A 24,375-nucleotide genomic window follows, 5' to 3' on the forward strand; every position below is an offset into this window, starting at 1 on the left:
TCACTTACTGTTGTATCTTTCTGCAAGTCTGGCCTGCAGTTCTGAATCCTCAAGGAAATCATCATAGGTGGTAAATTTATCAAACACACCACCCGGTGTAAGCTCAATAATCCGATCAGCAATCGTCTGAACGAACTCATGGTCATGGGAAGTAAAGAGCAAGGTCCCCTTAAAGGAAATCAATCCCTCATTAAGGGCAGTAATGGATTCCAGGTCAAGATGGTTAGTCGGTTCATCCATCAGAAGGACATTGGCCCCGCTGAGCATCATTTTTGAAAGCATGCAACGGACCTTTTCTCCTCCGGAAATGACAGATGCCTTTTTCAGACTCTCCTCACCACTGAAAAGCATTCTTCCCAAAAAGCCACGGACAAAGGATTCATCCGGGTCCTTAGAATACTGACGGAGCCAATCTGTAAGACTCAGCTCGCAACCCTCAAAATACTGGGTATTATCATTTGGCAGATATGCCTGTGTCGTAGTAACGCCCCATTTGAAAGAACCCTCATCCGGCTCCATTTCACCCATGAGGATCTGGAACAAAGCTGTTTTACCGGCACTATTCGGCCCGGTAAATGCCACCTTATCACCCTTCTTCAAGGTGAAGCTCACATTATCCAGCACCTTTTCCCCCTCTATGGTCTTGGAAATCCCCTCCACCAGCAAGAGCTGGTCGCCGGCCTCACGGTCCGGGGTAAAGGCGATATAAGGGTATCGGCGTGATGAAGGCTTGATATCATCCAAGGTAATCTTTTCCAGCAATTTTTTACGGGAAGTAGCCTGCTTGGATTTTGAGGCATTAGCCGCAAAGCGGGCAATAAAGGTCTGAAGCTCCTTAATCTTTTCTTCCTTTTTCTTATTGGCATCCTTAGCCATCTGCATAGCCAGCTGACTGGAATGATACCAAAAATCGTAGTTGCCGACATAAAGCTGTATTTTCCCAAAGTCCACATCCGCGATATGCGTACATACCTGATTCAGGAAATGACGGTCATGGGAAACAACGATAACCGTATTCTCAAAATCTGCCAAAAAATCCTCCAGCCACTTGATTGATTCCAAATCCAGATGGTTGGTAGGCTCGTCCAGCAGTAAAATATCAGGGTTGCCAAAAAGTGCCTGGGCCAATAACACACGCACCTTCAGGTCAGGATCCATTTCAGACATCATCTTATTATGGAATTCCTCCCTGATTCCCAGTCCATTCAGGAGTTTGGCCGCATCTGCCTCAGCATCCCAACCGTTAAGCTCAGCAAATTCAGCCTCCAGCTCACCAGCCCTTATACCATCCTCATCAGAAAAATCAGGCTTGGCATAAATTGCATCCTTTTCTTCCATAATATCCACCAGATGCTGATTGCCCATAATAACGGTGCGTATAACATCATATTCATCAAAAGCAAAGTGATCCTGCTTCAGCACGGACATGCGCTCGCCAGGAGTGATTTCAATTGAGCCCTTGGTAGGTTCAATATCACCGGCCAACAGCTTTAAAAAAGTTGATTTGCCGGCACCATTTGCTCCAATAACACCATAACAGTTTCCAGGAGTAAATTTAATTGAAACATCCTTAAATAACACGCGCTTTCCAAACTGAAGTGTAACTCCACTGGTTGTAATCATTGTAATAAAAATCCTCTCTATAACTATACAGTTTTATCATGACTGCAAAATTGCATGATAATAATCCAAAATACTCTGTCCATAACCAACACCAGGCACAGCCCAACGACCGTTAAGGTCCATCCATTCATGAAGAATGTTGTTGCCATAATTCTTTCTGACCAATTCATATCGTGGGTCCACAATAGGTGTTGTCGGACTGGAGGTTGAAGCATATGCCAAAAGATGCTGAATATGCGCACGCACACCAACCCTTGGCGACTCAAAAAAGGCACCCTTTACAGTTGCACTGGTGGTACCAAGACCACAATAATTATTTTGAGCAGGTATCACAGTACCTCCATAGCTGAAATAACCTGTTTCCTTCAGGGCCTGGGCAAAGGCAATATCAGGCCTTACCCCTTCCCGCGCTGCCTCTTCATAATAAAATTCCACCAGCTGCTCAGGAGATGTATTTAAAAGCGGATGTGGATTATTCTTTAACAGGTATCTGACACACTGTTCCTTTGTAGCAACGGCACCACCCAGAATACTGGTCTCATTGCTGTATGTCTGTATAGGTTTCTCTACACTTGACGCATTTTCAGGAGCTGTATCCTGTACAGGTTCAGGATATAAAATATCATGTATTCTTTCCTCAAAGCTCTTTTTTTTCTTATTGGAATTCACCACAGTAGTACCGTTGTGAAGAGTCCTCTCAGTTGAAACTGTCGTCTTACCGTTGACGGTCTTTGCATCCACGGCATTTGACGGAAGCAGCAGCACAGACATTACCACTGCAGCACAAACAATTTTCAGCCCCTGATTATATAAAAGCACGACAAAACCTCCCTATTCAAAAACATTAAAAGCCATAGATCATATAAACAACAAACAACCCAACAATTGGCAGTAATTCTAATGACAGTTCACTGCCCCGTCCGGAAGTAAGCATCAAAATACAATAAACAAGCAGGCCACATCCTATCCCGGCAGTAAGACTTCCCCACAAAGGAACAAGTAACAATGTAAAAACACCTGCTAAGATTGATATATTATCATTAAATGAAGAAAATTTCAAATTTTGCAGCAGGCAACAACCTGCACAAATCACCGCAGATACTGAAATAAAGCCATAATCTGCCATCTCCAGCAGCAGTGGCGCACAAAAAAGTGTTACCAAAAGCAAAATCACCGTAATCCAAACCGGCTTATAAGTATACCTGGAATCAAAACGACAGGCTGCAGAAGCCTCAGACACACTCATAGCCCCACCGGCGATGACACCACCCAGGAATGATGCAAATCCATTGGACATAATTACACCAGCTTCATTGTCCCTGTCCACCACCTGCGCCAGGGCCATGCCCTCAGAAATAAGCACCAAAAAGACTACCAGTACAGCACCAATAAGTTCAGCAAATCTATCAGTGCTTACCTGAAGGACAGTATCCATCAATCCCATGGGCAGGGAAAACCACGCCTCCGGCAACACCATATACCCACTGACCAATGCAAAAAAAACCGCGGTCAGCAATCCCGACAGAATACCATATTCACCATTACGGCACCAAAGAATCAATGCTACCAGGGTACTCACACCAGCTATTATGGCTATTGGATCATTTATACTGCCCATCCCGGTAATCTGAACAGGCGTACCTATGACCAAATTACCCATGATCAATCCCCGATATATAAGCAGAACCCCAATAACACCTGGAATAACCTGCAAAAGATATCCCGGCAAGGACCTTATGAGCCTATGATAAGCTCCCGTGTATACTACAAATAGTATCAACAATCCTGCCACAAGAGGTACGCACATTGCCTCCTGCCAAGTAAATCCATGGCAGATAATCAGGTCATAGCAAAGAAAACTGTTGACCGCTATCCCAGGTGCCACAGCAACCCCTAACCTATACTTTACTCCCGCTGCAGCCGTAGCCAAAAGTGAACTTAGCACCACGGCAGTAAATACACCATTATAAGGCATTCCGGCACGCTGCCACATTTTTGTAACCACGAGAATGTTGACCAGAATAAAAGCATAATTTACTATGCCGGCCACAGCCCCTGTTTCTATGAACTTGTCAAGGAATTTATTATAGGTATTCATCACCCTGTACCTCAAAACAGCCTATAACGGTACCGCTATAGGCTGATAAAATGAGTCTTATCCGGTCAAATTTATACACGACTTATAGGAACTGCCCTTCCCAGTGAATGCGAAGTATCAGTTCCCCTGGCATCAGCAAAGGATTTTTGCCCGTCATTTACTTGTTGATGGCATTCAATGAATCAGACTGGGATTCATCAAAATCCTTATCCAAAACCTTTTTACCAAATACAGTAACCGTATAATACAAGCCTACAAAAAATGGCAGATATTCAGCAATAAAACGCCAGGATACCGCCAGGATACCCACTGTCCCCGGAGGTACACTGGAACTGAATAAATATATAAAACCACCTTCAGCTATACCGGAGCCTCCCGGAGTAGGTGAAAAATACAACAAAATATTCAAAAACATCATACGGCCCATTACCGTAAGCCAGTCCACCGTTGCCCCCAGTCCCAGCATCAGGAAAGGAACTATCATATAAATAAAAATCAGACTGAGTCCCGATTCAAAAAACACCCGCACCATGGATAAAGGCGATGACGCCAGCAGCTTTATGCCTTCCTTGCTGTCCCTGTAGGTATCCACAAATTTTTTGCACCATTTGCGTGGCATACGTTTTGCTATTTTTAGGGCAAGATAATCAAATGCATTATTTCTGATACCATATGCCAATAAAATCAGCAGCACGGCTACTGAGCCTGCAATATAGACCATAACCTCATTTGATACCCCCGGAAGGATACCTTCATCATGTAAAAATATAAAAGGCAGGCAACATGCCAAAAACAAAATCGACACTACCGTGCGGACCAGTGCCAGCACAGCTGCCTTCCCCCCGGGAACCCCTGCCTTCCGCAGGAACATGACCTGAGCTATGGCACCCGCTGCCGCCCCGGGCCCCAGCATGGCCAGGAAATAATTTCCAAAAACAACCTGTACAGCCTGTTCCAGGGTAATTTTCTCCCCGGATATCCGCACCATGTGCATCAGCCGTGTCCCATCAAGTACCAGACCGATAATCATGGCCAATACTGCCAGGATTACAGACCATGGCTTGAACATATACAGGCTGGAAATAGTATTTATATCAACAGTAAAATAAATTACCGCACTGGAAATAACCACAACCAGTAGGAATAATCCCAATATTCGCCCATAAACTTTATTCATTCAGCAACTCCTCAAAAGAGATCACTTGATTATGTACTGCTCAAACCCCACAAAAGAAAAAGTGAGATAGGATTGAGCTACAGAATTGATGCCCGATGCTTTTCCCCGGCAAAATGCCATTTAGTCATAGCATCCCGACATCATTAAAAAACAACACTTTTCATTATATCATTTTCTTATACTGCATGCCAAACAAACAACAGCAGGTCTCCCCAAAAGTACAAAAATAATACTGATTCAATGGGCGTTTACCGCTCCAGCTGAATCAGTATCGTCTTATTTGACATTTTCCTCATGCCTTGCGTATGCACTATGATTATGAATACTTTCAAAATTATCGCATTCCAATGCAAACCAGGCCAATCCCGGCAATTTACGCAGGGCTAAAACCCCATCCCGAAGTATGTCCTCCACAAATTTGGGATTGTCATAGGCCTTTTCAGTCACGAATTTCTCATCCTCACGCTTTAAAAGAGGATAAATCTGACATGAGGCCTGCTGTTCCATCAACAGCACCAAATCCTCAATAAGAATACAATCGCAGTCACTGTCAAAACGCACCCGCACATCCATAATGCCCCGTTGATTATGGGCCCCATAATCAGAAATCTCCTTGCTGCACGGACACAGGGAAGTATAGGGCACCTTCACCCCAAGAATGAACTGTAGGTCTTCCCCCCGTTTCAGATAACCATCAAAAAAACAGTCCACATCCAAAACAGAATGTCGCTTACTGACAGGCGCAATCCTATCCACAAAATATTTAAATTCAATGTGAAGGGATGCAGCCTCAGCCTGAAGCCTATCCAAGGCCTCCCCCAGTATTTCGGACATTTCTCCTTCAGCTATAGGTGAGCTGGTCCATTTGTTGAGTATTTCCTGAAACCGGCTCATATGCGTTCCCTTGTATTCCATGGGGAGGGAAATGGTAAAGCTGATATTCCCCAAAACCTGCTGATAATTCCCCTCCTTGGTCTTAATTTGAAGGGGCATATGGACATCCCTTATTCCAACATTTTGAATAGCAATGCCTCGATGATCGATACTGTTTTGTACATCCTTCATAAAGTCACCTGCTTACATATTTTCGTATTCCACAGGATCAACAATACCGGCTTCTGCAAAGCCCCTAAGGCGCAATTTGCAGCTGTCACATACACCACAGGCCTTTTCACCGCCCTTATAGCAGCTGTGAGTGAACTGCAATGGTGCCTCAAGGCGGCTTCCCAATTGGACTATTTCCTTTTTGGACAGATTCTGCAAAGGTGTCTCTATAGTGATATGCCTGCCATCTTCAGTACCGGCTTTGGTTGCATAATTTGCCGCCACCTGGAATTTCTCAATAAACTCCGGACGACAATCCGGATATCCTGAATAATCCACTGCATTCACGCCGATAAACACATAATCTGCTCCAATCACCTCTGCATAGCCCATGGCATAACTCAAAAAAATCAGATTACGGGCCGGTACATAGGTAACTGGTACATCATCCCTGTCTACATTCCCCTCAGGAACCTCTATATGATTATCCGTGAGAGCCGAACCACCTATCTGTTCCATATTTGTTTCAATAATGAGATGTTTTTTTACTTTATAAAACTCAGCAACCTTTTTGGCTCCCTCAAGCTCAATATTGTGCCGCTGATGATAATTAAAGCTGATGGGATAAATATCAAATCCCTTTGATTTGGCTACAGCCATACATACTGTAGAATCCAAGCCACCGGAAAGTAAAACAACTGCCTTCTGCACAATGATGCCTCCTTACTTTTCACAATGCAATGCTTTTATGGCCTCAACAACATTCTGGGCCTTGTATACTGCAGAGCCGGCTACCAGCACATCTGCCCCGGCACGGGCCAGTTCATTGCAATTGGCGGTAGTCACCCCACCATCCACCTCAATCTCGGCATGGCTACCTGCTTCCAGGAGCATAGCCTTAAGACGGGATATTTTTTTCAGGGAATTGGGGATGAATTTCTGTCCACCATAGCCTGGATTAACTGACATGATAACAACCATATCAATATCATTTATAAGTTCCTCCACCATGGTTAACGGAGTCCCCGGATTAAGGCATATCCCTGCCCTGCAGCCGGCGGCCTTTATGGCCTGAATCACCCTATGAGGATGTCTGGCAGCTTCCACATGAAAGGTGATAATATCAGCTCCTGCCTTGGCAAAGGACTCAATCTGGGTTTCCGGGTGCTCCACCATAAGGTGGACATCAAACACCGCATCTGTAACTGGGCGGATTGACTTTACTATCAATGCCCCCAAGGTTATCTCCGGCACAAATGTGCCATCCATTACATCTATATGAACATAATCAGCACCTGCTGAAATTACCTTTTCCACTTCATCCTTTAAGCAGGAAAAATCCGCAGACAAAATTGATGGTGCAACCTTTGTCATCAATAAGCCTTCTTTCTTTCTAAAATCGTTTGTAAAATATTCAGATAGGCATCATAGCGCTCCTGACTGACCAGTCCCGCATTCAGCGCCGCCTTCACCCCGCAGTCAGGTTCATGGCTGTGGGTGCAGGTATTATAATAACATTTTTCTATTAATGGCCTAAACTCAGGAAAACATCCCGCCAATACTGATTTATCGATATGCTCCAGTTCTGCAGCCCCAAAACCGGGAGTATCTACCACAATACCGCCACCCTGTACCGGAAGCAGCCTGGCAACTCTGGTTGTATGCTTGCCCCGCTTGATTTTTTCACTGATTTGACCTGTAGCCAGCATCAGGTCTTTATCTATTGCATTCAGCAGGGATGATTTGCCAACTCCGGAAGGACCGGCAAATACAGTTACCCTGTCCCTAAGCAGTCCGCGTATTTCCTCTATCCCTTCACCGGTATGGGCTGAAGTACATATTACCCTGTAACCGGCATCAGAATATATCCTTATGAACGACTCAGGTATGTCAGACATCAGATCGATTTTATTAAGGCAGATAATAATTTCCGGAATATCAGACCACTCTGCCATTACCAAAAAACGATTTAACAGGAGGCTGTTAATATCCGGCTCCCGTATCGCAAAGGTAATAATTACCTGATCTATGTTGGCCACTGCCGGACGGTACAGCATACTTTTCCGGGGCAGACATTTTTCTATTACCCCTGTACCATCCCCCAAGAGCTCATATCCCACCATATCACCGGTAACAACAGCGCCTCTGACTCTTTTAATCCGTCCCCTTAATCTGCAGGACAGCAGCTGGCTGTCAGAAAACGCAGAGTCCTGCTGCGCCTTCAAATAATAAAATCCATTATATGTTTTTACGACCTGACCTATTGGCATATTTCCCTTCCTTTAATCATGCGGTTTTGCCCAATACCTTACATTTACTGATAATCCAACCGCCCATGCAGGTGGAATCCACCGGACAAAATAGGACTAAATTCAGTACGAACGCAAAATTCAACCTGAATTTATGGTTTTACGGTCTGTTCCGGCGATGTTTTCTGTGCCCCCTTATTCGGCGATGAAGGAGCCGACGGAGCTGCTGTCCCACTGGAAACAATGATATTTACCGAGCTACCTTCCTTGATTTCCGAGCCTGCAGCAGGTGACTGCCCTATGACAGTACCACTGGACTGGGGACTTGCCTTTTGGGTAACAGAGCCCAATGTGAGCTTATTGGCCTCCAGATTCGAACGCACGCTGTCCACCGACATACCGGTATAATCCGGCAGTGTGATACCAACCTTCTTTTCTCCTTTGCTGACTGTGAAATCAACACTTTGGCCCTTTTTCACCTTGGAGCCTGGCCTAGGATCCTGGGACAGCACTGTCCCGGCTGTTTCCTTGCCTTCCTCCTCATATATGGCCCCAATTTTGAGGCCCATCTTTCTCAGCTTCGCCTCGGCGTTAGCCTTGGACATGCTCTTTAAATCCGGCATTGTCAGCTCTTCTCCGCCACGGCTTACATATATAATAACCTGACGCTGCTCCTTGACACTGGTTCCAGCCTCGGGATACTGGGACACGACTTCACCTGCAGGAACATCAGCATCATACTTGTCAGCAATCTTTACCCGTAGCTTTTTATCCTCCAGCATTTGCTGGGCAATGGCTTCAGATTTGCCCACAACATTAGGCACCTCAACCTCAACTGAGCTCCAGAAATTACCATAGGACATAAAGGCTCCGATGAAGAAGCCGGCAATCAGAATAAACAACATGCCTATTACGAATTTCCGCGATTTCAGCAGGCCCTTCTCAGCAGGCTCTTCCTGATGATTATCATAGCCATAATCCTGACCTTGATAATTGTATTGTACCGGTTGGTTATTCTGCATCATTTCAGGAGTAACCCTTGGTATTACCTGAGTGGCAAATGGATCCTGTATCTGACTGTTGTTGGAAGCAGGAACACTTCTGCCCGATATCATTGTCTGGGCCTGTTCCAGGTCAGCAAATAATTCCGTGCTGTCAGGCCTCATCATAGGCTCCTTGTTCATGGCCTTTTGTACTATTGCCTCCAGAACAGCAGGCACCGAAGGCTTTAGCTGGCGAATAGGTACAGGCTCCTCCTGAAGGTGTTTCAGTGCTATGCTTACGGAGGTTTCTCCATTGAAAGGCAATGAACCTGTAAGCATTTCATACAGAACCACACCCAGGGAATATACATCCGATTTAGTCGTGATGGCAGTCCCTTTGGCCTGCTCAGGTGAAAAATAATGCACGGAACCCATTACATCCCCGCTATAAGTCATGGTTGAAGATGAAACAGCCCTGGCGATACCAAAATCAGTTACCTTTATGTGACCGTCAGCCATCACCAATATGTTATGAGGCTTAATATCACAATGTACCAGATTGTTTTTGTGTGCAGCACCCAATGCCCCGGCAATTTCCTTAGCAATGCGGGCAGCCTCCACGGGTTCCAGACAGCCCTGCTGCTGTATGTATTCCTTCAGTGTCTGTCCCCCTACATGCTCCATGACAATAAAGTGATTGCCACCATCTTCACCGACATCATATATATTAACGATATTAGGATGTGTTAATTTTGCTGCACCCTTGGCTTCACGATGAAATTTTTCAATAAATTCTGCATCATTGGCAAACTGTGCATGAAGAATTTTAATTGCAACAGCACGATCCAACAGCTGATCATGTGCCTTGTATACATCAGCCATTCCACCGCCACCGATATGCTCTAAGATCTTGTATCTTCTGGCCAAAACACGCTCTACCATGCCAAATCCTCCTACCTGTTTTTTAATGCTGATATTATCTGACTGGCAATTGGTGCCGCTACAGCACCGCCGCCACCGCTATTTTCGACAATAATACAAAGGGCAATCTTTCTCTTGGGCAACTCTGCCGTACCAATGAACCAGCCATGATCTCTGCCACCGGAATTCTCGGCTGTACCGGTCTTTCCTGTTACCCGTACTCCGGAGACTGCAGCAGCCCCACCGGTTCCGTTTTTCACCACATTTTCCATAAATTCACTTATGATCCCGGCCCTTTGAGGTGAAGTGACCTCACGCCATTTCTGTGGTGATGCTTTCTTTATTACAATCCCCGAAGGGGAAATAATCTCCTCCACCAGGTACGGAACCATTATCTTGCCACTGTTCACATAGGCACTGGCCAACATGGCCATCCGCAAAGGGGTTACCAGGGTTTCTCCCTGGCCTATTCCCACCTGGGCCGTATCACCATCACCCAGATGAGCAAAATCAGGCAAATGACACTGACTTTCATGAAATTCACAACCTATAGGTTCATTAAAACCAAATCTTTCAAAGGCATCCTTTAATCCATCACCGTGCATACGCATGGCCAATGTACCAAAGGTAACATTACAGGACACCGTCATGGCATCCCTCAATGAGAGATTATTACCATGGACAGCCCCATGGCTTTCACCAATATATTCATTACCGATCTGAAGCTTGCCGGAACAATTAAACTTCTCATTCAAATCAGTAACCTTTTCATCAAGGGCGGCATCAGCGATCAGCACCTTAATCGTGGAACCGGGTGGATACAGACCCTGAGCTGCCCTGTTGAGCAAAGGACTATCCTTACGGTTCTTAAGGGAATTCCAGTCAGCTTCCACCTCAGACGGATCAATCGCAGGTTTACTTACCATGGCAATCACTGCCCCGGTTTCAGCATCAAGGACTACCACCGCGCCCCTGTTATCGCCCAGGGCATTATATGCCAATTCCTGAATATCGGCATCAACAGTGACCCTGACATCATTACCCCTGTCAGCCTGAAAAGCCTGTCCTATTGGCCCCAGCATCTGCATCTGCCTGGATTGTCCAATCAGGTCACTTCCTGTCATGGCCTCAACACCATCACTGCCTATATTATCACCAAGGTATCCGGTCACAGGGGCCATAACGGCACCATAGGGATAAGACCTCTCCCCCGGTGAATTGCTGTCAGCCAGCTTTTTGCCATGAATATCAATGACAGCCCCCCTTACAATATTAGAGGCATCGTTGCCACGGCTGTTAAGTGGATTGGCCAACAGCGAAGCTGATGCAATCACCTGCAGATATACTATATAACCAAACAGGCACAGAAAACATACCATTATAAATACACTGCAGTGCAAAATATATTTTTTTATATCTCTATGCCCCATGAATATTTTCCTTCTTTGATAAAGCCAAAAGCAGACCAATCATTATAAAGCCTGACACCATAGAGCTTCCCCCATAGCTTATAAAAGGGAGGGTAATACCCGTTAAGGGCAGGAACTTCGTAACACCGGCTATAATGATAAAGGCCTGGGTAAACAATGCTATGGAAAAGCCTGCAACCACCAGTGTATGCAGGTCTCTTTTACAATCCATCGCAATCATAATACCACGATAAAACATCAACGCATACACAATCATGATTGTAGTACATCCTACAAGCCCAAACTCCTCACCGATAGCTGAGAAAATAAAATCCGTATGAACCTCAGGAATCAGATTGGGGTGACCATGGGTAAACCCGGTCCCCCATACCCCTCCGGCAGCAAAGGCAAATAATGACTGTACCACCTGATACGCCTGCCCCACTGCATCCGACCATGGATCCAACCAGATATTGAATCTGACCTGAACATGGGAAAATAATGCATAGCTTACCGCAGCACCAATACAAATAAAGCATAACGCAATAAACACATAAGACTTGCTGCCGGTGCCCATGTATGTCATAAACACCGCCATACAGAAAAACAGTAATGCTGAACCCAAATCACGCTGTACAACAAACATCAGTATTGCAATTCCCCAAATCACCAGCAAGGGAGCAATAAACCTCAGGGGAGGCAAATCCAAAAACAGGAATTTCCTTCTGGAGGCCAGCAGCATATCCCTGTGATCAGATAAGAATGCTGCCAAAAACAATACCAGCAGAATCTTGCCAAATTCAGACGGCTGCACTGAAATTGGCCCCAACACCAGCCAGTTCTTGCTTCCGCCTATTTCAACACCGAATATCAGCGACAAGCACAATACTACAAGTGTACAAATTCCCAGGATATACTGATATTGCATCATATTCTTAAGCTGTCTGGAAAAATACAGCACCAGCAGCATAATAAACATACCAATAATAAGCCATCGCAGCTGCGGGACACAAAGAACAGGCTTCAATCTTCCCAACATGATAATCCCTATGCTGGAACAAAACAGCACCATGGGAAATATCCATATATCATCACTGAACCGTCCCCTGATGAGAAATATCTGGATAACGATTGCCAATACAGCCGCTCCCAACGCCCAGGGAACAGGTGAATAATCCACTGCAGGGTAATGATTGAGCATGATTATCCCCAGCCCCAGAAACATAATCATAAAATCAATGACTATTAAAAGCAGACTTTTACTTTTCATAATATTCCACCACTATTGCCGATATATTGTCAAGGCCTCCACCAGCCTTGGCCACATCCATCAGTGACAGGGCCTTGTCATCACAGCCGTCAGTTTCCAGTACAGCCTGGATTGCCGGCAGGGTTACCATATTGGTCAGTCCGTCAGAGCATAACAAGAAAATATCTCCCGTCTCAATTTCAATCTGACCGGTATCAACCTCGACTGTATCATCGACTCCCACAGCCCTGACGAGCATGTTCCGTTTCGGGTGCTCCTCCGCCTGAGCCGTGGAAATACTGCCATTGGCCACAAGCTCGGCAACATAGGTATGGTCATTGGTAATCTGCTTTATATCTCCCTGACGCAGAAGATACAGACGACTGTCTCCCACATGAGCCCAAAAAGCTGTCTTGCCTTCAATATGCAGCATGGTTGCAGTTGTACCCATCCCATCCCGCTCAGGATATTTCTTTATACTGTCAAGTATGGCCTCATTGCCGTCGGCAACCAGTTTGCGAAGACCATCCTGATTCAATACCATTTCACCGGCTGACAGTCTTTTGTTCACGGTACCGGTAAAAATATGACTGGCGATTTCACCTGCCACATGGCCGCCCATTCCGTCTGCAACGACAAAAACATCCTGCGGAGTACACAGGATACTGTCCTCATTCAGGCGCCTTACCAAACCAATATCTGTCGCCTTACTTACCTTTAACAAAGCTGTCACCTCCCGAACTGAAATGAGACTGATCCAATCGTGATAATATCACCTGACTGGAGATACTGTCCCCCTGATACAGGCTGACCATTCACATAGGTCTTATTTACACTGCCCATATCCTCAATGACATACAAATTATTTAAAAGAGCAATTCTGGCATGGTGGTGGGAAGCAAAGCTGTCATTAAGTACAATATCATTGTCCCCGCCCCTGCCAATCATTATTTCGTCAGAAAAGGCAAACCTCTGCCCCAGCATATCAGGATCTGAAGCCTCTATTACAGTTAAAACCGCTTCTTCATTGGATATTTCAGTAACTGCATATATGTCCTCACGGGTTTGACGACTGTCATTTTGCATAAACCTCATCAGCCTGTATACGAAGTATAAAAGCAAAATCAGCAGCCCATATTGCAGGACAATTCCCAATAATTTTACAACTGTTGCAGTACCCTGCATATCAAATCACCTCATAAAGCAGCACTGTATCACCGATACTTATCTCATCCCCAGGACGCAGCAGCTGTGGTGAAACCACTGCCTTTCCGTTGACATAGGTACCATTAAGGCTTTCAGCATCATGTAAAACATGACGATGCCTTTCATATGATATATACGCATGAACCCTGGATGCATTAGTATCTGTCAGAATAAAATCATTATTTATTCTCCTGCCAATATATATATTCTTTTCACCAAACTCAAGATATGAATCTATATCCGGCCCGTTAACAGCCAGCAGGCTTACCAGCTTGTACTCCACCGGCAGGTTAAGGGGAGGATTGAAATCACCCTTATTCAAAACAATGGTATTGCATTCCACTTCCTGAGGCTGCTCGTCCTGATAGCTGTCATCAGCAAAAAGCCCCTTGACCTCACAGTTGCCCACTGTCAAACTGTCATTTGAATTTATGGTTATCTCCAATTTGCCATCCATAAAGCAATCATTGTTGATTACCACCTTTTCAACCCTTATATATATTTCATCCAGAAAACGGCGCGCACAAAGTCTTTGATAATCCTCCTGGGCCATTTCCACAAAATAGGAATTGGGCACAACATTTCCCCTCTGTCCCCGACGCTTTCGTCTGAGAATCTCTCTCTCCAGCTGCTTAATAACCTCACTTGGTTCAAGAACACTACTCAGTTTGCGATTGAAAAAACCTTCTATCTTTTTTTCCAAAAACGACTCCAGTCCGCCAATAGACATAAGCCCTCCTATCCCTTGCATGGAATAATTTTACATCGTAAAACCATACAAGTAAATAAATAATTACTGCAGGGCAGCCATCAGTTTTCTTCAATATGTCTGTTTCTGAGCTGCCCACAGGCCGCCTGGATATCATTTCCCATTTCCCGGCGTACCGTAACAGTGATATTGTGTTGCATTAAATACTTTTCAAAAGAACCTATCCTCTTTAAGGATGGCCTATTCCAATTTCTTTCCACCACAGGATTGATTGGAATCAAATTCACACTGGCCAACTGCCCTTTTAAAAGGTCCGTCAGTTCTTCAGCCTGTTTAATATTATCGTTGACCCCATCTATCAGGATATATTCATAGGTGACACGGCGGTGGGTCAGATTGCCATATGCCGCACCGGCCTTAACCACTTCCGCCATAGGATACTTCCTGTTAATTGGCATAAGCTCAGATCTGAGAGCATCCTCAGGAGCATGAAGTGAAATGGACAAATTAATGGGCAGGCCTTCCTCTGCCAAACGATAAATATTGGGAACAATGCCTGATGTAGACAGGGTTATATTGCGATATCCCATCCCCAGACAGTAATCCTCATGCATAAGTCTCATATACTTAAGGACATTATCATAATTCGTCAATGGTTCTCCAGAGCCCATAATGACAATGGTATCCACCTTTGCCCCTTCTTGTTTAAGCAGGTCATTTATATAATAAGTCTGCGCCAGCATTTCCCCGGCAGTAAGATTCCTTACCATACCATGAAGGGTTGATGCACAAAAAGCACATCCCATATTGCATCCGGCCTGGGAGGACACGCATATACTGTTGCCGTATGGTTGCCGCATCAAAACGGTTTCTACTCCTACCCCATCAGAAAAATTAAGAAGGAATTTTGAAGTCCTGCCATCTGATGAATCCATCTGGTCCACCCTGAGTGCCCTGTCAATAACACATTCAGCGGCTAATTTCTCCCGCATTTTCAAGGGAAGATTATTCATCACTGAAAAATCAGTAACACTTCTGCCATACATCCAATCTGCCAGCTGTTTACCCCTAAATTTTGGGAAGCCCCATTCCATCAGCATCTCAGTCATTTCAGGCAGAGTTTGGCCAAAAATATTAATCATTATGAACTTTTCTCCTCATGCAGGCAATAAAGAATCCATCTGTACCATCACGCTGTGGATAAAGCTGTACCATATTATCATCCCGTGGCACCGGCAGCCTCTCACCGGCATTTTCCAGTTCAAAATCCTTGGCCTTGGCCAGAAAATTCCTGACCACATCCTGATTTTCCTCATGGGTAATGGTACATGTACTATATACCAGCATCCCCCCCGGCTTGACACATGCAGCTGCACTCCTCAATATATCCATCTGCAGCTTAGGCAGCTCTTCAAGCAGAGCAGGTGTTTTTCTCCAGCGTGAATCAGGCTTCCGTCTAAGGACCCCCAAACCGGAGCAAGGGGCATCCACCAAGACCCTGTCAGCTTTCTGCGGAAACTCCTGCCAGATTTCCCGGGCATCCATCAGCATGGGATCTATTATATTGATACCCAGCCTGTCAGCATTTTCCCTGACCCGTGCCAGCTTATGCTCATATATGTCACAGGCCACAATCCTACCACGGTTCCCCATCAAGGCAGCCATGTGGGTAGTCTTGCCTCCCGGTGCACTGCAAACATCCAAAACCAGATCCCCAGGCTGGGGATCAACGACGTGAGCCACCAGCATGGAGCTTTCATCCTGAACCTGACAATATCCATCCTGTAGCACCTGCAGTGAATCCAATGCTCCATGACTCCTTAACAAAACGCCTTCCCCGGCCAGCAGAGATGATTCACAGTCCAATCCGGCGGCCACCAGCTGAAGCATCAGCTCAGACCTGTTGGTTTTCAAAGTATTGGTCCTTACAGCTAGCGGTGCCTGGGAATTATTAAAGGAACACAGCCTCAAGGCCTCATCGTAGCCAAACTCCTTTATCCAGCGACGCACCAGCCATTCTGGGTGCTGTGCCTCAAGTGCCAGCTGTATTGTAGCATTTCCCTTACCAGTAGGAAAAGCACCTTTCTCAGGTTCACGCACCATGGTACGCATAACCCCATTAACAAACTTGGCCAACCCCGGATGGCCAAAGCTCTTGGCCAACTCTACAGACTCATTGCAGGCAGCCGAAGGAGGCACCTTGTCCATATACCGCAGCTGAAACACCCCCATACGCAGGATATCCAGTACCATTGAATCCACCTTGCTCAGCGGACGATTGATATACCTGCGGATAATCCAATCCAGGGTTTCCCCTGCCTTGACAGTGCCATAAACCAGTTCTGTAACAAAACGACGGTCCATTTCAGTCAGGGCACCCTTACGCAGCTCCTTAGCCAAAGCCACATTGGCATACGCCTCCTGTTCATGGACCGCATTTATAATTTTCAAAGCCGTTGCACGCGCTTTATCCATCAGTTCTCCTTCTTCTGTTCAGATTCACCTTTCTCCGGCAAATCTATTATCTCTTCTATCGCCTTTCTGAATTCCTCTATATCAACCTTTGTATTATAGCATGGTCCATTAGGCCGTATATTCATTACACCGATTGACGGTATCGGATATACATCCTGTATCCCACTGGTTAAATCCCGTTCGCATGCCACCGCCACAACAGCCTTGGGCCGTATTTTCCGCACCATCTGTCTGGCCAGTGTCCCACCGGTTACCACAAAGAAATGAAACCCCATTTCTTCCGACATATTCACCAAATCACCAATATTACACCCGCCACAACGCTTGCAGTTCTTTGGATCCCTGGTTATTTTATGCGGACAGGTAGCAAGCTGCAGACAGTGTGGTGTAACCACCAGCAGCCGATCTGGCGGAACCTTCAGATGTCTGTTCCTGACAATGGCATTGCTGACAGCAACAAATGATTCCTCTATGCTCCTGCGGCTTATCATCAACAGCCTGCCGGAAAACAGTACCACATAAAACAAGCCATTAAGCAGGGCATAGGTTTGCCGCTTGAACAGTGCCGGCAGTGGCCATCCCAAAATGCCAAATACCATATTTAAGATGCCAAACCCCATCAGAAACAGCACACTGCACAATACTACTGCAAATATGCACGGCAAATATCCATTTATGTTATACAATCCCGGATATGCTATATACCACACCACCCAGGAAACGATCAGAAGAAAGCTGTAGCTCCCTGACAATAATTCGATAAACAACCTTTTCTTTGGTCTTTTAGCTTTTAATACCATGGTCATCCTCAATCCAAAGTCAATTAATCAAAAATAAGCTCCGTACTGATACCATTACCACGAACAAAATCCCCGGCAGACATTCTCTTTTTGCTTGGAGGTTGAATTTCCAGTACCTCCACTGCGCCTGTTCCGGCAGCAACAATAAATCCTGTCTTAGTTAGCTCCAATACCTGCCCAGGCTGTCCGGAATAATCATCCAACACCCTGGTCCGCCACACCTTATAGTTCTTGCCGTTCAATACGGTCCAGGCAACCGGCCATGAATTCAATCCCCGAACCAGATTATGGATTTCAGCAGCAGACCTTGTCCAATCAATATGACCAGTCTCCTTGGTAAGCATCGAAGCATAATTTGACAGGCTTCCATCCTGCTTTTCACGGGTTATATTGCCATTCATCAGGGCATCCACTGTATCAGCCAACAATCCGCTGCCCACACGGGCCAGCTTGTCATGAAGCTCACCAGTAGTCATATCAGCTGTAATTTCCACCCTGCTTTTTAAAAGCATATCCCCGGTATCCAATCCTGCATCCATCATCATTGTGGTAACACCGGTCTCAGTCTCACCATTTATAACAGACCAGTGGATAGGAGCTGCCCCGCGATATCTTGGCAACAGGGAAGCATGAACATTTACACACCCCAACGGTGGAATATCAAGTATTTCCTGGGATAATATCTGCCCGAAGGCAACTACAACAATTAAATCAGGTTTTATTTCCCTTAAATGATTAACACAATCTGCAGCCTTTATTTTCTCAGGCTGCCACACAGGAATACCGTATTCAAGCGCCTTCACCTTCACCGGTGAAGGGGTTAGCTTCTGACCTCTTCCCTTGGGTCTGTCCGGCTGAGTAACGACAACGGCTACATCCGTTTTCTCATGCATGACTCTAAGACAATCAACGGCAAAATCCGGCGTGCCCATAAAAACTGTCCTTAATCTTTTCATTTAATTACTCCTTACCGTTCTTAGCAGCATTATGTTTAATGCTTTTGGCCACATCGATAAACAGAACTCCCTCCAGATGATCCAGCTCATGCTGAATACACCTTGCCAAAAGGCCCCCGGCAGTAAGATGCTTTTTCTTGCCCCAACGATTTATATAATCAACACTTACCTTTTCGGCGCGTTCTACATCACCATAAACATCAGGTACACTAAGGCATCCTTCCTGATCTACGGCACAGCCTTCCTTGCGTACAATTACCGGATTAACAAGCTCCAGCAATCCATTTTCATCACCTACATCTATAACCACCAGACGAATGGACTGTCCTATCTGAGGTGCTGCCAAACCGACCCCATCAGCGGAATACATGGTTTCCGCCATATTGTCCATCAGCTTGCGCAATTTGCTGTCAACCTTGCCTACAGGCTCTGCCACCTGTTTCAGAACAGGTGCACCTGCCTTTACAATATCTAATAGTGCCACCAAAAACACCCTCCTATTTCTCTATATCCGTTTAATTTTATCATATAATGCAAGGAAAGTCCAAAACATCCCCAATGCAAAAAGGCATTGTACAGGATAAATCCCGTACAATGCCTTTTATGTTTTCATCTAATCAGAAGCTTATTCCTTGCCTGCCAGCTTTTTATAACCTGCAAGTCGGTTCTGGGCATCCTTCTGAGTCTTCTCAAAGAGGGCCTCTGCAGCCTCAGGGAATGCACGCTTCAAGCTGTTGTAACGAACCTCACCCATGAGGTAATCCTGGAACTTGCCAAAGTCCGGTTCCTTGGAATCAAGGCTGAATGGGTTCTTATCAGTGCCTACCAGCTCAGGATTGTAGCGGTAGTTAGCCCAATATCCACACTCAACAGCACGGGCAGCTTCCATCTGGGACTTGCCCATACCAATCTTGATACCATGATTGATACAAGGTGCATAACCAATGATAAGTGAAGGTCCCGGATAAGCCTCAGCCTCAGTAATTGCCTTCAATACCTGGTTCTTGTCAGCACCCATGTTAACCTGGGCAACATATACATAGCCGTAAGACATTGCCATCATACCCAGATCCTTCTTCTTGGTCTTCTTACCGGTAGCAGCAAACTGTGCTATAGCAGCAGTTGGTGTAGCCTTTGAAGCCTGACCACCAGTGTTGGAATAAACCTCAGTATCGAATACGAATACATTTACATCCTCACCGGAAGCCAGTACATGGTCCAGCCCACCATATCCGATATCGTAAGCCCAACCGTCGCCACCGAATATCCACTGGGAACGCTTGATCAGGAAGTCACGGTTCTCATATATCTTGTTAAGGAGTGGATCATTACCCTTTTCAGCCTCCAATGCGCCAATAAGGTTCAGTGAACGCTCACGGGTACCTTCACCACAGTTCATGTTATCCTTCCAATCTACCATGGCATTCTTAAGAGCCTCGGAGATTTTTCCGGAATTAAGAGCCTCGGTAACATCAGCGGCCAAAGCCTCACGAACAGCCTTTACACCCAGGAACATACCAAGACCATACTCAGCATTGTCCTCAAAGAGTGAATTAGCCCAGGCCGGACCATGTCCCCAAGCATTCTTGGTATATGGCATTGCAGGAGCTGATGCACCCCAGATAGAGGAACATCCTGTAGCGTTGGCTACCATCATACGGCCACCAAAGAGCTGAGTAATGAGCTTAGCATATGGAGTCTCACCACAGCCTGCACATGCACCGGAGAATTCAAGACAAGGAGTCTCAAACTGTGAGCCCTTAACGGTAGTTTTCTTCATAGGATTAGTCTTAGGACTAACCTTTACACCATAATCAAATACAGCCTGCTTATCAATCTGGGAAGCAATAGGCTTCATAACCAAAGCCTTCTCCTTGGCAGGACAAACCTGGGCACAGTTGCCGCAGCCGGAGCAGTCCAAAACAGAAACTGCCATGGTGAAATTCAAGCCGGTAGTGCCAAGGGCTGGTTTTGAAGTAAAGCCTGCAGGTGCAGCATCCTTTTCCTCATCATTGGTAAGAATAGGACGAATTGCAGCATGAGGACAAACGAATGCACACTGATTACATTCAATACACTTGGTAACATCCCACTCAGGAACATTGATTGCTATACCACGCTTCTCATAAGCTGCAGTACCGGATGGGAAGGTACCATCTGCATGAGCCTTCATCTGGGCAACAGTAATCTTGTTACCTTCCTGACGGTTAACCGGCTCCAAAATCTCCTTAACATATGCAGGAACATCTGCATTGGTCTCAGCAGCAACATCCTTGGCCTCAGCCCAGTCAGCCGGAACATTTACAAGGTGCAGGGCATCAATACCGGCATCAACAGCGCCATTGTTCATATCAACGATATTCTGGCCCTTCTTGCCGTAAGAAGTAACAATTGCATCCTTCAGATATCCAACAGCCTTCTGAAGTGGAATGATATCAGCCAGCTTGAAGAACGCAGACTGCATTACCATGTTGAAGCGGCCGCCAAGTCCCAAATCCTGGGCAATCTTTACAGCATTTACGGTATAGAACTTAATGTTGTTCTTTGCAATAAAGCGCTTCATTGAAGCAGGCAGCTTAGTGGACAGCTCCTCATCAGACCACAGGGTATTCAGAAGGAAGGTACCACCCGGGCGCAGCCCTGCCAAAAGGTCATATTTATTTACATAAGACTGCTGTGAGCAGGAAATGAAGTTCGCATTATCAATAAGATATGGAGAAGCGATAGGAGACTTACCAAAACGCAGATGGGACATGGTAATACCACCGGACTTCTTGGAATCATATGCAAAATATGCCTGTGCATACAAATCAGTCTTATCACCGATAATCTTAATTGCAGACTTGTTGGCACCTACAGTACCATCAGAGCCCAAACCCCAGAACTTACAAGCAGTAGTTCCCTCAGGAGTGAGGTTTACATGCTCAGGATAAAGATCAAGGGAAGTATTGGAAAGGTCATCCACAATACCAATTGTGAAGCCATTCTTAGGAGCATCCTTTTTCAGTTCTTCAAATACACCAAGAACCTGACCAGGGGTTACATCCTTACCACCTAAGCCATAACGGCCACCAACAATTATTGGATGACGATGGCTGGAATAGAATGCAGTGCGGACATCCTGATACAAAGGCTCACCAAGGGCACCTGGCTCCTTGGTACGGTCAAGGACTGCAATCTTTTCAACAGAAGAAGGAATAGCCTTCAGGAAGTGATCTACAGAGAATGGACGGAAGAGATGAACTGCAACAGCACCAACCTTCTCACCCTTGCCATTAAGATAATCAACACACTCCTGCAAGGTCTGGTTGATGGAGCCGATAGCAATAACAACACGCTCAGCATCCTCAGCACCATAATAATCAAAAATATGATGCTCACGACCGGTAATCTTAGCCATCTGGCCCATAGCTTCCTCAACGAGCTCAGGAAGTGCTTCATATGCCTGGTTTACAGCTTCACGGCCCTGGAAATAAATATCATCATTCTGGGCAGTACCACGGATAACAGGATGATCAGGATTCAATGCATTGCGGCGGAACTCATTAACAGCATCCCAGTCCAAAATCTTAGCGAGATCATCATAATCAACGACCTCAATCTTCTGGATTTCATGGGAAGTACGGAAACCATCAAAGAAATTAAGGAAAGGAACCCTACCCTTAATAGCTACCAGATGGGCCACTGCAGCCAAATCCATTACTTCCTGAACGGAAGATTCTGCCAGCATGGCCATACCAGTCTGGCGTGCAGCCATAACATCCTGATGATCACCAAAAATATTCAGTGAAGAAGTAGCCAATGCACGAGCAGATACATGGAATACACCCGGCAACAGCTCTCCGGAAATCTTATACATGTTAGGAATCATCAAAAGCATACCCTGTGAAGCAGTGTAAGTGGTGGTCAATGCACCAGCCTGTAATGATCCATGAACAGCACCTGCTGCACCACCCTCGGATTCCAGTTCAACAATGCGAACCTTTTGTCCAAAAAGGTTTTTCTGCCCCTTTGCAGCCATCTCATCAACATGCTCAGCCATTGGTGAGGAAGGTGTGATCGGATAAATAGCAGCCACATCAGTAAATGCATAAGACACATATGCCGCAGCTGTGTTACCATCCATAGTCTTCATTTTTTTGCTCATGTTCGATAAACGCTCCTCTCATAAACGATTACACATCGTCATTTTAACGCAGTTGTCCGACCTTTCCAGTTGAGATCAGTCTTCCAAATCAGCATATCTTCATAAGATAAGCTACTGCGTTGCAGCAGGGTGAAAAAGCCCACCCTTTAAAAAATCCGGTTCCCACCCACCAGCAAAGACGGGCGTCAGCTTTCCCCGGATCACAATGTCAAAGCCTGCAATAACAGTACTTCAACATTAATTACCCCTTAATGTTTTTTGTATACAATCCAATGTGCTCATCAGGTAACTCTTAAACTTACCCGGACTGCCTGGCAACAAAGCACTCACAGCCCACATCAGCAAAGCGCATCTTCAACCTGTTAGCATCGGATATTTTGCATACATCATATTACAAATTCATTATACATCTAACATATTATTTTGTAAAACAAAACCCTCCATGTTGTAATTTTCAAACAAATGAATAAATAGAAACTTAATTTTGAAATTTTTTTCACAATTTTACCCGAATAATCATCATACAAATTTCATAAATTTCCTTGACGGTACATCACCATAATAATCCTTATTCCGGAAGAGTTTTGAACACCCGCTGAAAATTCACCAAAATTTCCCGTAACTTCACAAAAAGCACACCCAGAAAATAATATGTGCCTTCCAAAAACAGTAAGGCTGTGAACCAGGTATGATAAAAGATACCTGATTCACAGCCTATCTATATGTATCCCCAGGCCTGATAAATTTATGCGTTATAGGCCTTCCGGAATTTGTTATAAGCATCGCTGCCCTGCTTTGCCTTGTAGGCCATTGCCTCAGCCAGAGTATCCGGCCCCAGCTGCTTTCCATTTTCATCCTGATGATTCAAGGTGTAAAAAACAACTGCACTGGCTTCATTATTATGCAAGGTCTGTCCCTTCCAGATAAACTTGTCCTTTTTGAAAGGATTGTTGGTCCAGTCACATTTCATGCCACAGGATTCATAAATTGCCTTATCATGGAAATCGTTATAGCCCCAGCCACCACCGGAAACATTGTTCAGTTCGCTGTCATTTAAAGTCTTGTCAATAATCTTTTCGTTGGTCATTTTAACTCATCCTTTCTTTTCTGTCAGTATAGTTAGCCGGATGAGGGAGAATATACTCCACTATATGTCTCCCTTATCCAATTAATTTACATTATTTCTTCGCCTTGGCTGCATCTCCGGCAGCTGCAGCCTTTCCACCGCCACCCTTTGCAGCAGCTCCTACCTTGACGGCCTCATCAACTACATCGATTACGGTCTTGGTCCACTGGCGGCCATTTTCCTGGTATGCCTGCCATACCTTC

Annotated in this window: 21 protein-coding genes; all 21 read right to left on the reverse strand. The window is 45.4% G+C overall.

Annotation, left to right across the window (positions count from 1 at the left end; genetic code table 11):
* Positions 1-1,623: an ATP-binding cassette domain-containing protein gene (locus K6C05_RS10755; protein ID WP_296734626.1), complete on the reverse strand. Its 1,623-nt coding sequence runs from the start codon at positions 1,621-1,623 to the stop codon at positions 1-3.
* 36 nt (positions 1,624-1,659) lie between these two features.
* On the reverse strand, positions 1,660-2,442 hold the full coding sequence (locus K6C05_RS10760; protein WP_296734628.1) for a glucosaminidase domain-containing protein: 783 nt from the start codon (positions 2,440-2,442) through the stop codon (positions 1,660-1,662).
* A 25-nt stretch (positions 2,443-2,467) separates the two neighbouring features.
* Complete coding sequence (locus K6C05_RS10765) at positions 2,468-3,721, reverse strand: hypothetical protein (RefSeq protein WP_296734631.1); 1,254 nt, start codon at positions 3,719-3,721, stop codon at positions 2,468-2,470.
* A gap of 157 nt (positions 3,722-3,878) precedes the next feature.
* Complete coding sequence (locus tag K6C05_RS10770; protein WP_296734635.1) at positions 3,879-4,898, reverse strand: lysylphosphatidylglycerol synthase transmembrane domain-containing protein; 1,020 nt, start codon at positions 4,896-4,898, stop codon at positions 3,879-3,881.
* A gap of 276 nt (positions 4,899-5,174) precedes the next feature.
* The gene (gene folE2 / locus K6C05_RS10775; protein ID WP_296734637.1) at positions 5,175-5,963 is read right to left on the reverse strand and encodes a GTP cyclohydrolase FolE2; all 789 of its coding nucleotides are present in this window, start codon (positions 5,961-5,963) and stop codon (positions 5,175-5,177) included.
* 12 nt (positions 5,964-5,975) lie between these two features.
* A complete protein-coding gene (gene queC / locus K6C05_RS10780) occupies positions 5,976-6,653 on the reverse strand; it encodes a 7-cyano-7-deazaguanine synthase QueC (RefSeq protein ID WP_296734640.1) in 678 nt (225 codons plus the stop codon).
* 12 nt (positions 6,654-6,665) lie between these two features.
* On the reverse strand, positions 6,666-7,316 hold the full coding sequence (gene rpe, locus K6C05_RS10785; protein ID WP_296734641.1) for a ribulose-phosphate 3-epimerase: 651 nt from the start codon (positions 7,314-7,316) through the stop codon (positions 6,666-6,668).
* Positions 7,316-8,212, reverse strand: coding sequence for a ribosome small subunit-dependent GTPase A (rsgA, locus tag K6C05_RS10790; RefSeq protein ID WP_296734643.1), 897 nt, complete (start codon positions 8,210-8,212; stop codon positions 7,316-7,318). The genes rpe and rsgA overlap by 1 nt, the downstream gene beginning before the upstream one ends.
* A gap of 131 nt (positions 8,213-8,343) precedes the next feature.
* Positions 8,344-10,116, reverse strand: a complete 1,773-nt coding sequence (gene pknB / locus K6C05_RS10795; RefSeq protein ID WP_296734646.1) for a Stk1 family PASTA domain-containing Ser/Thr kinase — start codon at positions 10,114-10,116, stop codon at positions 8,344-8,346.
* An 11-nt stretch (positions 10,117-10,127) separates the two neighbouring features.
* Positions 10,128-11,474, reverse strand: coding sequence for a penicillin-binding transpeptidase domain-containing protein (locus tag K6C05_RS10800; protein ID WP_296734647.1), 1,347 nt, complete (start codon positions 11,472-11,474; stop codon positions 10,128-10,130).
* A gap of 40 nt (positions 11,475-11,514) precedes the next feature.
* Entirely contained in the window at positions 11,515-12,774 is a 1,260-nt protein-coding gene (locus tag K6C05_RS10805) for an FtsW/RodA/SpoVE family cell cycle protein (RefSeq protein ID WP_296734649.1), read from the reverse strand.
* The gene (locus K6C05_RS10810) at positions 12,764-13,486 is read right to left on the reverse strand and encodes a Stp1/IreP family PP2C-type Ser/Thr phosphatase (protein WP_296734651.1); all 723 of its coding nucleotides are present in this window, start codon (positions 13,484-13,486) and stop codon (positions 12,764-12,766) included. Before K6C05_RS10810 ends, K6C05_RS10805 begins: the two co-directional genes overlap by 11 nt.
* Positions 13,483-13,938 carry an FHA domain-containing protein gene (locus tag K6C05_RS10815; protein WP_296734654.1) on the reverse strand — a complete coding sequence of 152 codons (456 nt, stop codon included), beginning with the start codon at positions 13,936-13,938 and terminating at the stop codon, positions 13,483-13,485. Before K6C05_RS10815 ends, K6C05_RS10810 begins: the two co-directional genes overlap by 4 nt.
* A gap of 1 nt (position 13,939) precedes the next feature.
* The gene (locus K6C05_RS10820; RefSeq protein WP_296734655.1) at positions 13,940-14,689 is read right to left on the reverse strand and encodes an FhaA domain-containing protein; all 750 of its coding nucleotides are present in this window, start codon (positions 14,687-14,689) and stop codon (positions 13,940-13,942) included.
* Positions 14,690-14,769: 80 nt separating this feature from the next.
* A complete protein-coding gene (rlmN, locus tag K6C05_RS10825) occupies positions 14,770-15,810 on the reverse strand; it encodes a 23S rRNA (adenine(2503)-C(2))-methyltransferase RlmN (RefSeq protein WP_296734657.1) in 1,041 nt (346 codons plus the stop codon).
* A complete protein-coding gene (rsmB, locus tag K6C05_RS10830) occupies positions 15,803-17,143 on the reverse strand; it encodes a 16S rRNA (cytosine(967)-C(5))-methyltransferase RsmB (protein ID WP_296734659.1) in 1,341 nt (446 codons plus the stop codon). The genes rlmN and rsmB overlap by 8 nt, the downstream gene beginning before the upstream one ends.
* Positions 17,143-17,943 (reverse strand): DUF116 domain-containing protein, encoded by an 801-nt coding sequence (locus tag K6C05_RS10835; protein WP_363317201.1) that lies wholly within the window; start codon positions 17,941-17,943, stop codon positions 17,143-17,145. Before K6C05_RS10835 ends, rsmB begins: the two co-directional genes overlap by 1 nt.
* A gap of 23 nt (positions 17,944-17,966) precedes the next feature.
* Entirely contained in the window at positions 17,967-18,899 is a 933-nt protein-coding gene (gene fmt, locus K6C05_RS10840; RefSeq protein ID WP_296734662.1) for a methionyl-tRNA formyltransferase, read from the reverse strand.
* A gap of 4 nt (positions 18,900-18,903) precedes the next feature.
* The gene (def, locus tag K6C05_RS10845; protein WP_296734664.1) at positions 18,904-19,383 is read right to left on the reverse strand and encodes a peptide deformylase; all 480 of its coding nucleotides are present in this window, start codon (positions 19,381-19,383) and stop codon (positions 18,904-18,906) included.
* A gap of 141 nt (positions 19,384-19,524) precedes the next feature.
* Complete coding sequence (nifJ, locus tag K6C05_RS10850; protein ID WP_296734665.1) at positions 19,525-23,046, reverse strand: pyruvate:ferredoxin (flavodoxin) oxidoreductase; 3,522 nt, start codon at positions 23,044-23,046, stop codon at positions 19,525-19,527.
* A gap of 745 nt (positions 23,047-23,791) precedes the next feature.
* The gene (locus K6C05_RS10855) at positions 23,792-24,133 is read right to left on the reverse strand and encodes a bacteriocin (RefSeq protein ID WP_296734668.1); all 342 of its coding nucleotides are present in this window, start codon (positions 24,131-24,133) and stop codon (positions 23,792-23,794) included.
* Between the last annotated feature and the right edge of the window lie 242 nt (positions 24,134-24,375).

This window comes from Anaerovibrio sp. (assembly GCF_024697385.1).
Taxonomy (GTDB): Bacteria; Bacillota; Negativicutes; order Selenomonadales; family Selenomonadaceae; genus Anaerovibrio.

Coding starts and splice junctions, on each gene's coding strand:
- K6C05_RS10855 (WP_296734668.1), bottom strand. CDS start 24,133: ATGACCAACGAAAAGATTATTGACAAGACTTTAAATGACAGCGAACTG.
- K6C05_RS10820 (WP_296734655.1), bottom strand. CDS start 14,689: ATGTCTATTGGCGGACTGGAGTCGTTTTTGGAAAAAAAGATAGAAGGT.
- K6C05_RS10815 (WP_296734654.1), bottom strand. CDS start 13,938: ATGCAGGGTACTGCAACAGTTGTAAAATTATTGGGAATTGTCCTGCAA.
- rsgA (WP_296734643.1), bottom strand. CDS start 8,212: ATGCCAATAGGTCAGGTCGTAAAAACATATAATGGATTTTATTATTTG.
- folE2 (WP_296734637.1), bottom strand. CDS start 5,963: ATGAAGGATGTACAAAACAGTATCGATCATCGAGGCATTGCTATTCAA.
- fmt (WP_296734662.1), bottom strand. CDS start 18,899: ATGAAAAGATTAAGGACAGTTTTTATGGGCACGCCGGATTTTGCCGTT.
- rsmB (WP_296734659.1), bottom strand. CDS start 17,143: ATGGATAAAGCGCGTGCAACGGCTTTGAAAATTATAAATGCGGTCCAT.
- K6C05_RS10765 (WP_296734631.1), bottom strand. CDS start 3,721: ATGAATACCTATAATAAATTCCTTGACAAGTTCATAGAAACAGGGGCT.
- K6C05_RS10805 (WP_296734649.1), bottom strand. CDS start 12,774: ATGAAAAGTAAAAGTCTGCTTTTAATAGTCATTGATTTTATGATTATG.
- rpe (WP_296734641.1), bottom strand. CDS start 7,316: ATGACAAAGGTTGCACCATCAATTTTGTCTGCGGATTTTTCCTGCTTA.
- K6C05_RS10835 (WP_363317201.1), bottom strand. CDS start 17,943: ATGGTATTAAAAGCTAAAAGACCAAAGAAAAGGTTGTTTATCGAATTA.
- K6C05_RS10755 (WP_296734626.1), bottom strand. CDS start 1,623: ATGATTACAACCAGTGGAGTTACACTTCAGTTTGGAAAGCGCGTGTTA.
- pknB (WP_296734646.1), bottom strand. CDS start 10,116: ATGGTAGAGCGTGTTTTGGCCAGAAGATACAAGATCTTAGAGCATATC.
- nifJ (WP_296734665.1), bottom strand. CDS start 23,046: ATGAGCAAAAAAATGAAGACTATGGATGGTAACACAGCTGCGGCATAT.
- rlmN (WP_296734657.1), bottom strand. CDS start 15,810: ATGATTAATATTTTTGGCCAAACTCTGCCTGAAATGACTGAGATGCTG.
- K6C05_RS10800 (WP_296734647.1), bottom strand. CDS start 11,474: ATGGTATGTTTTCTGTGCCTGTTTGGTTATATAGTATATCTGCAGGTG.
- K6C05_RS10770 (WP_296734635.1), bottom strand. CDS start 4,898: ATGAATAAAGTTTATGGGCGAATATTGGGATTATTCCTACTGGTTGTG.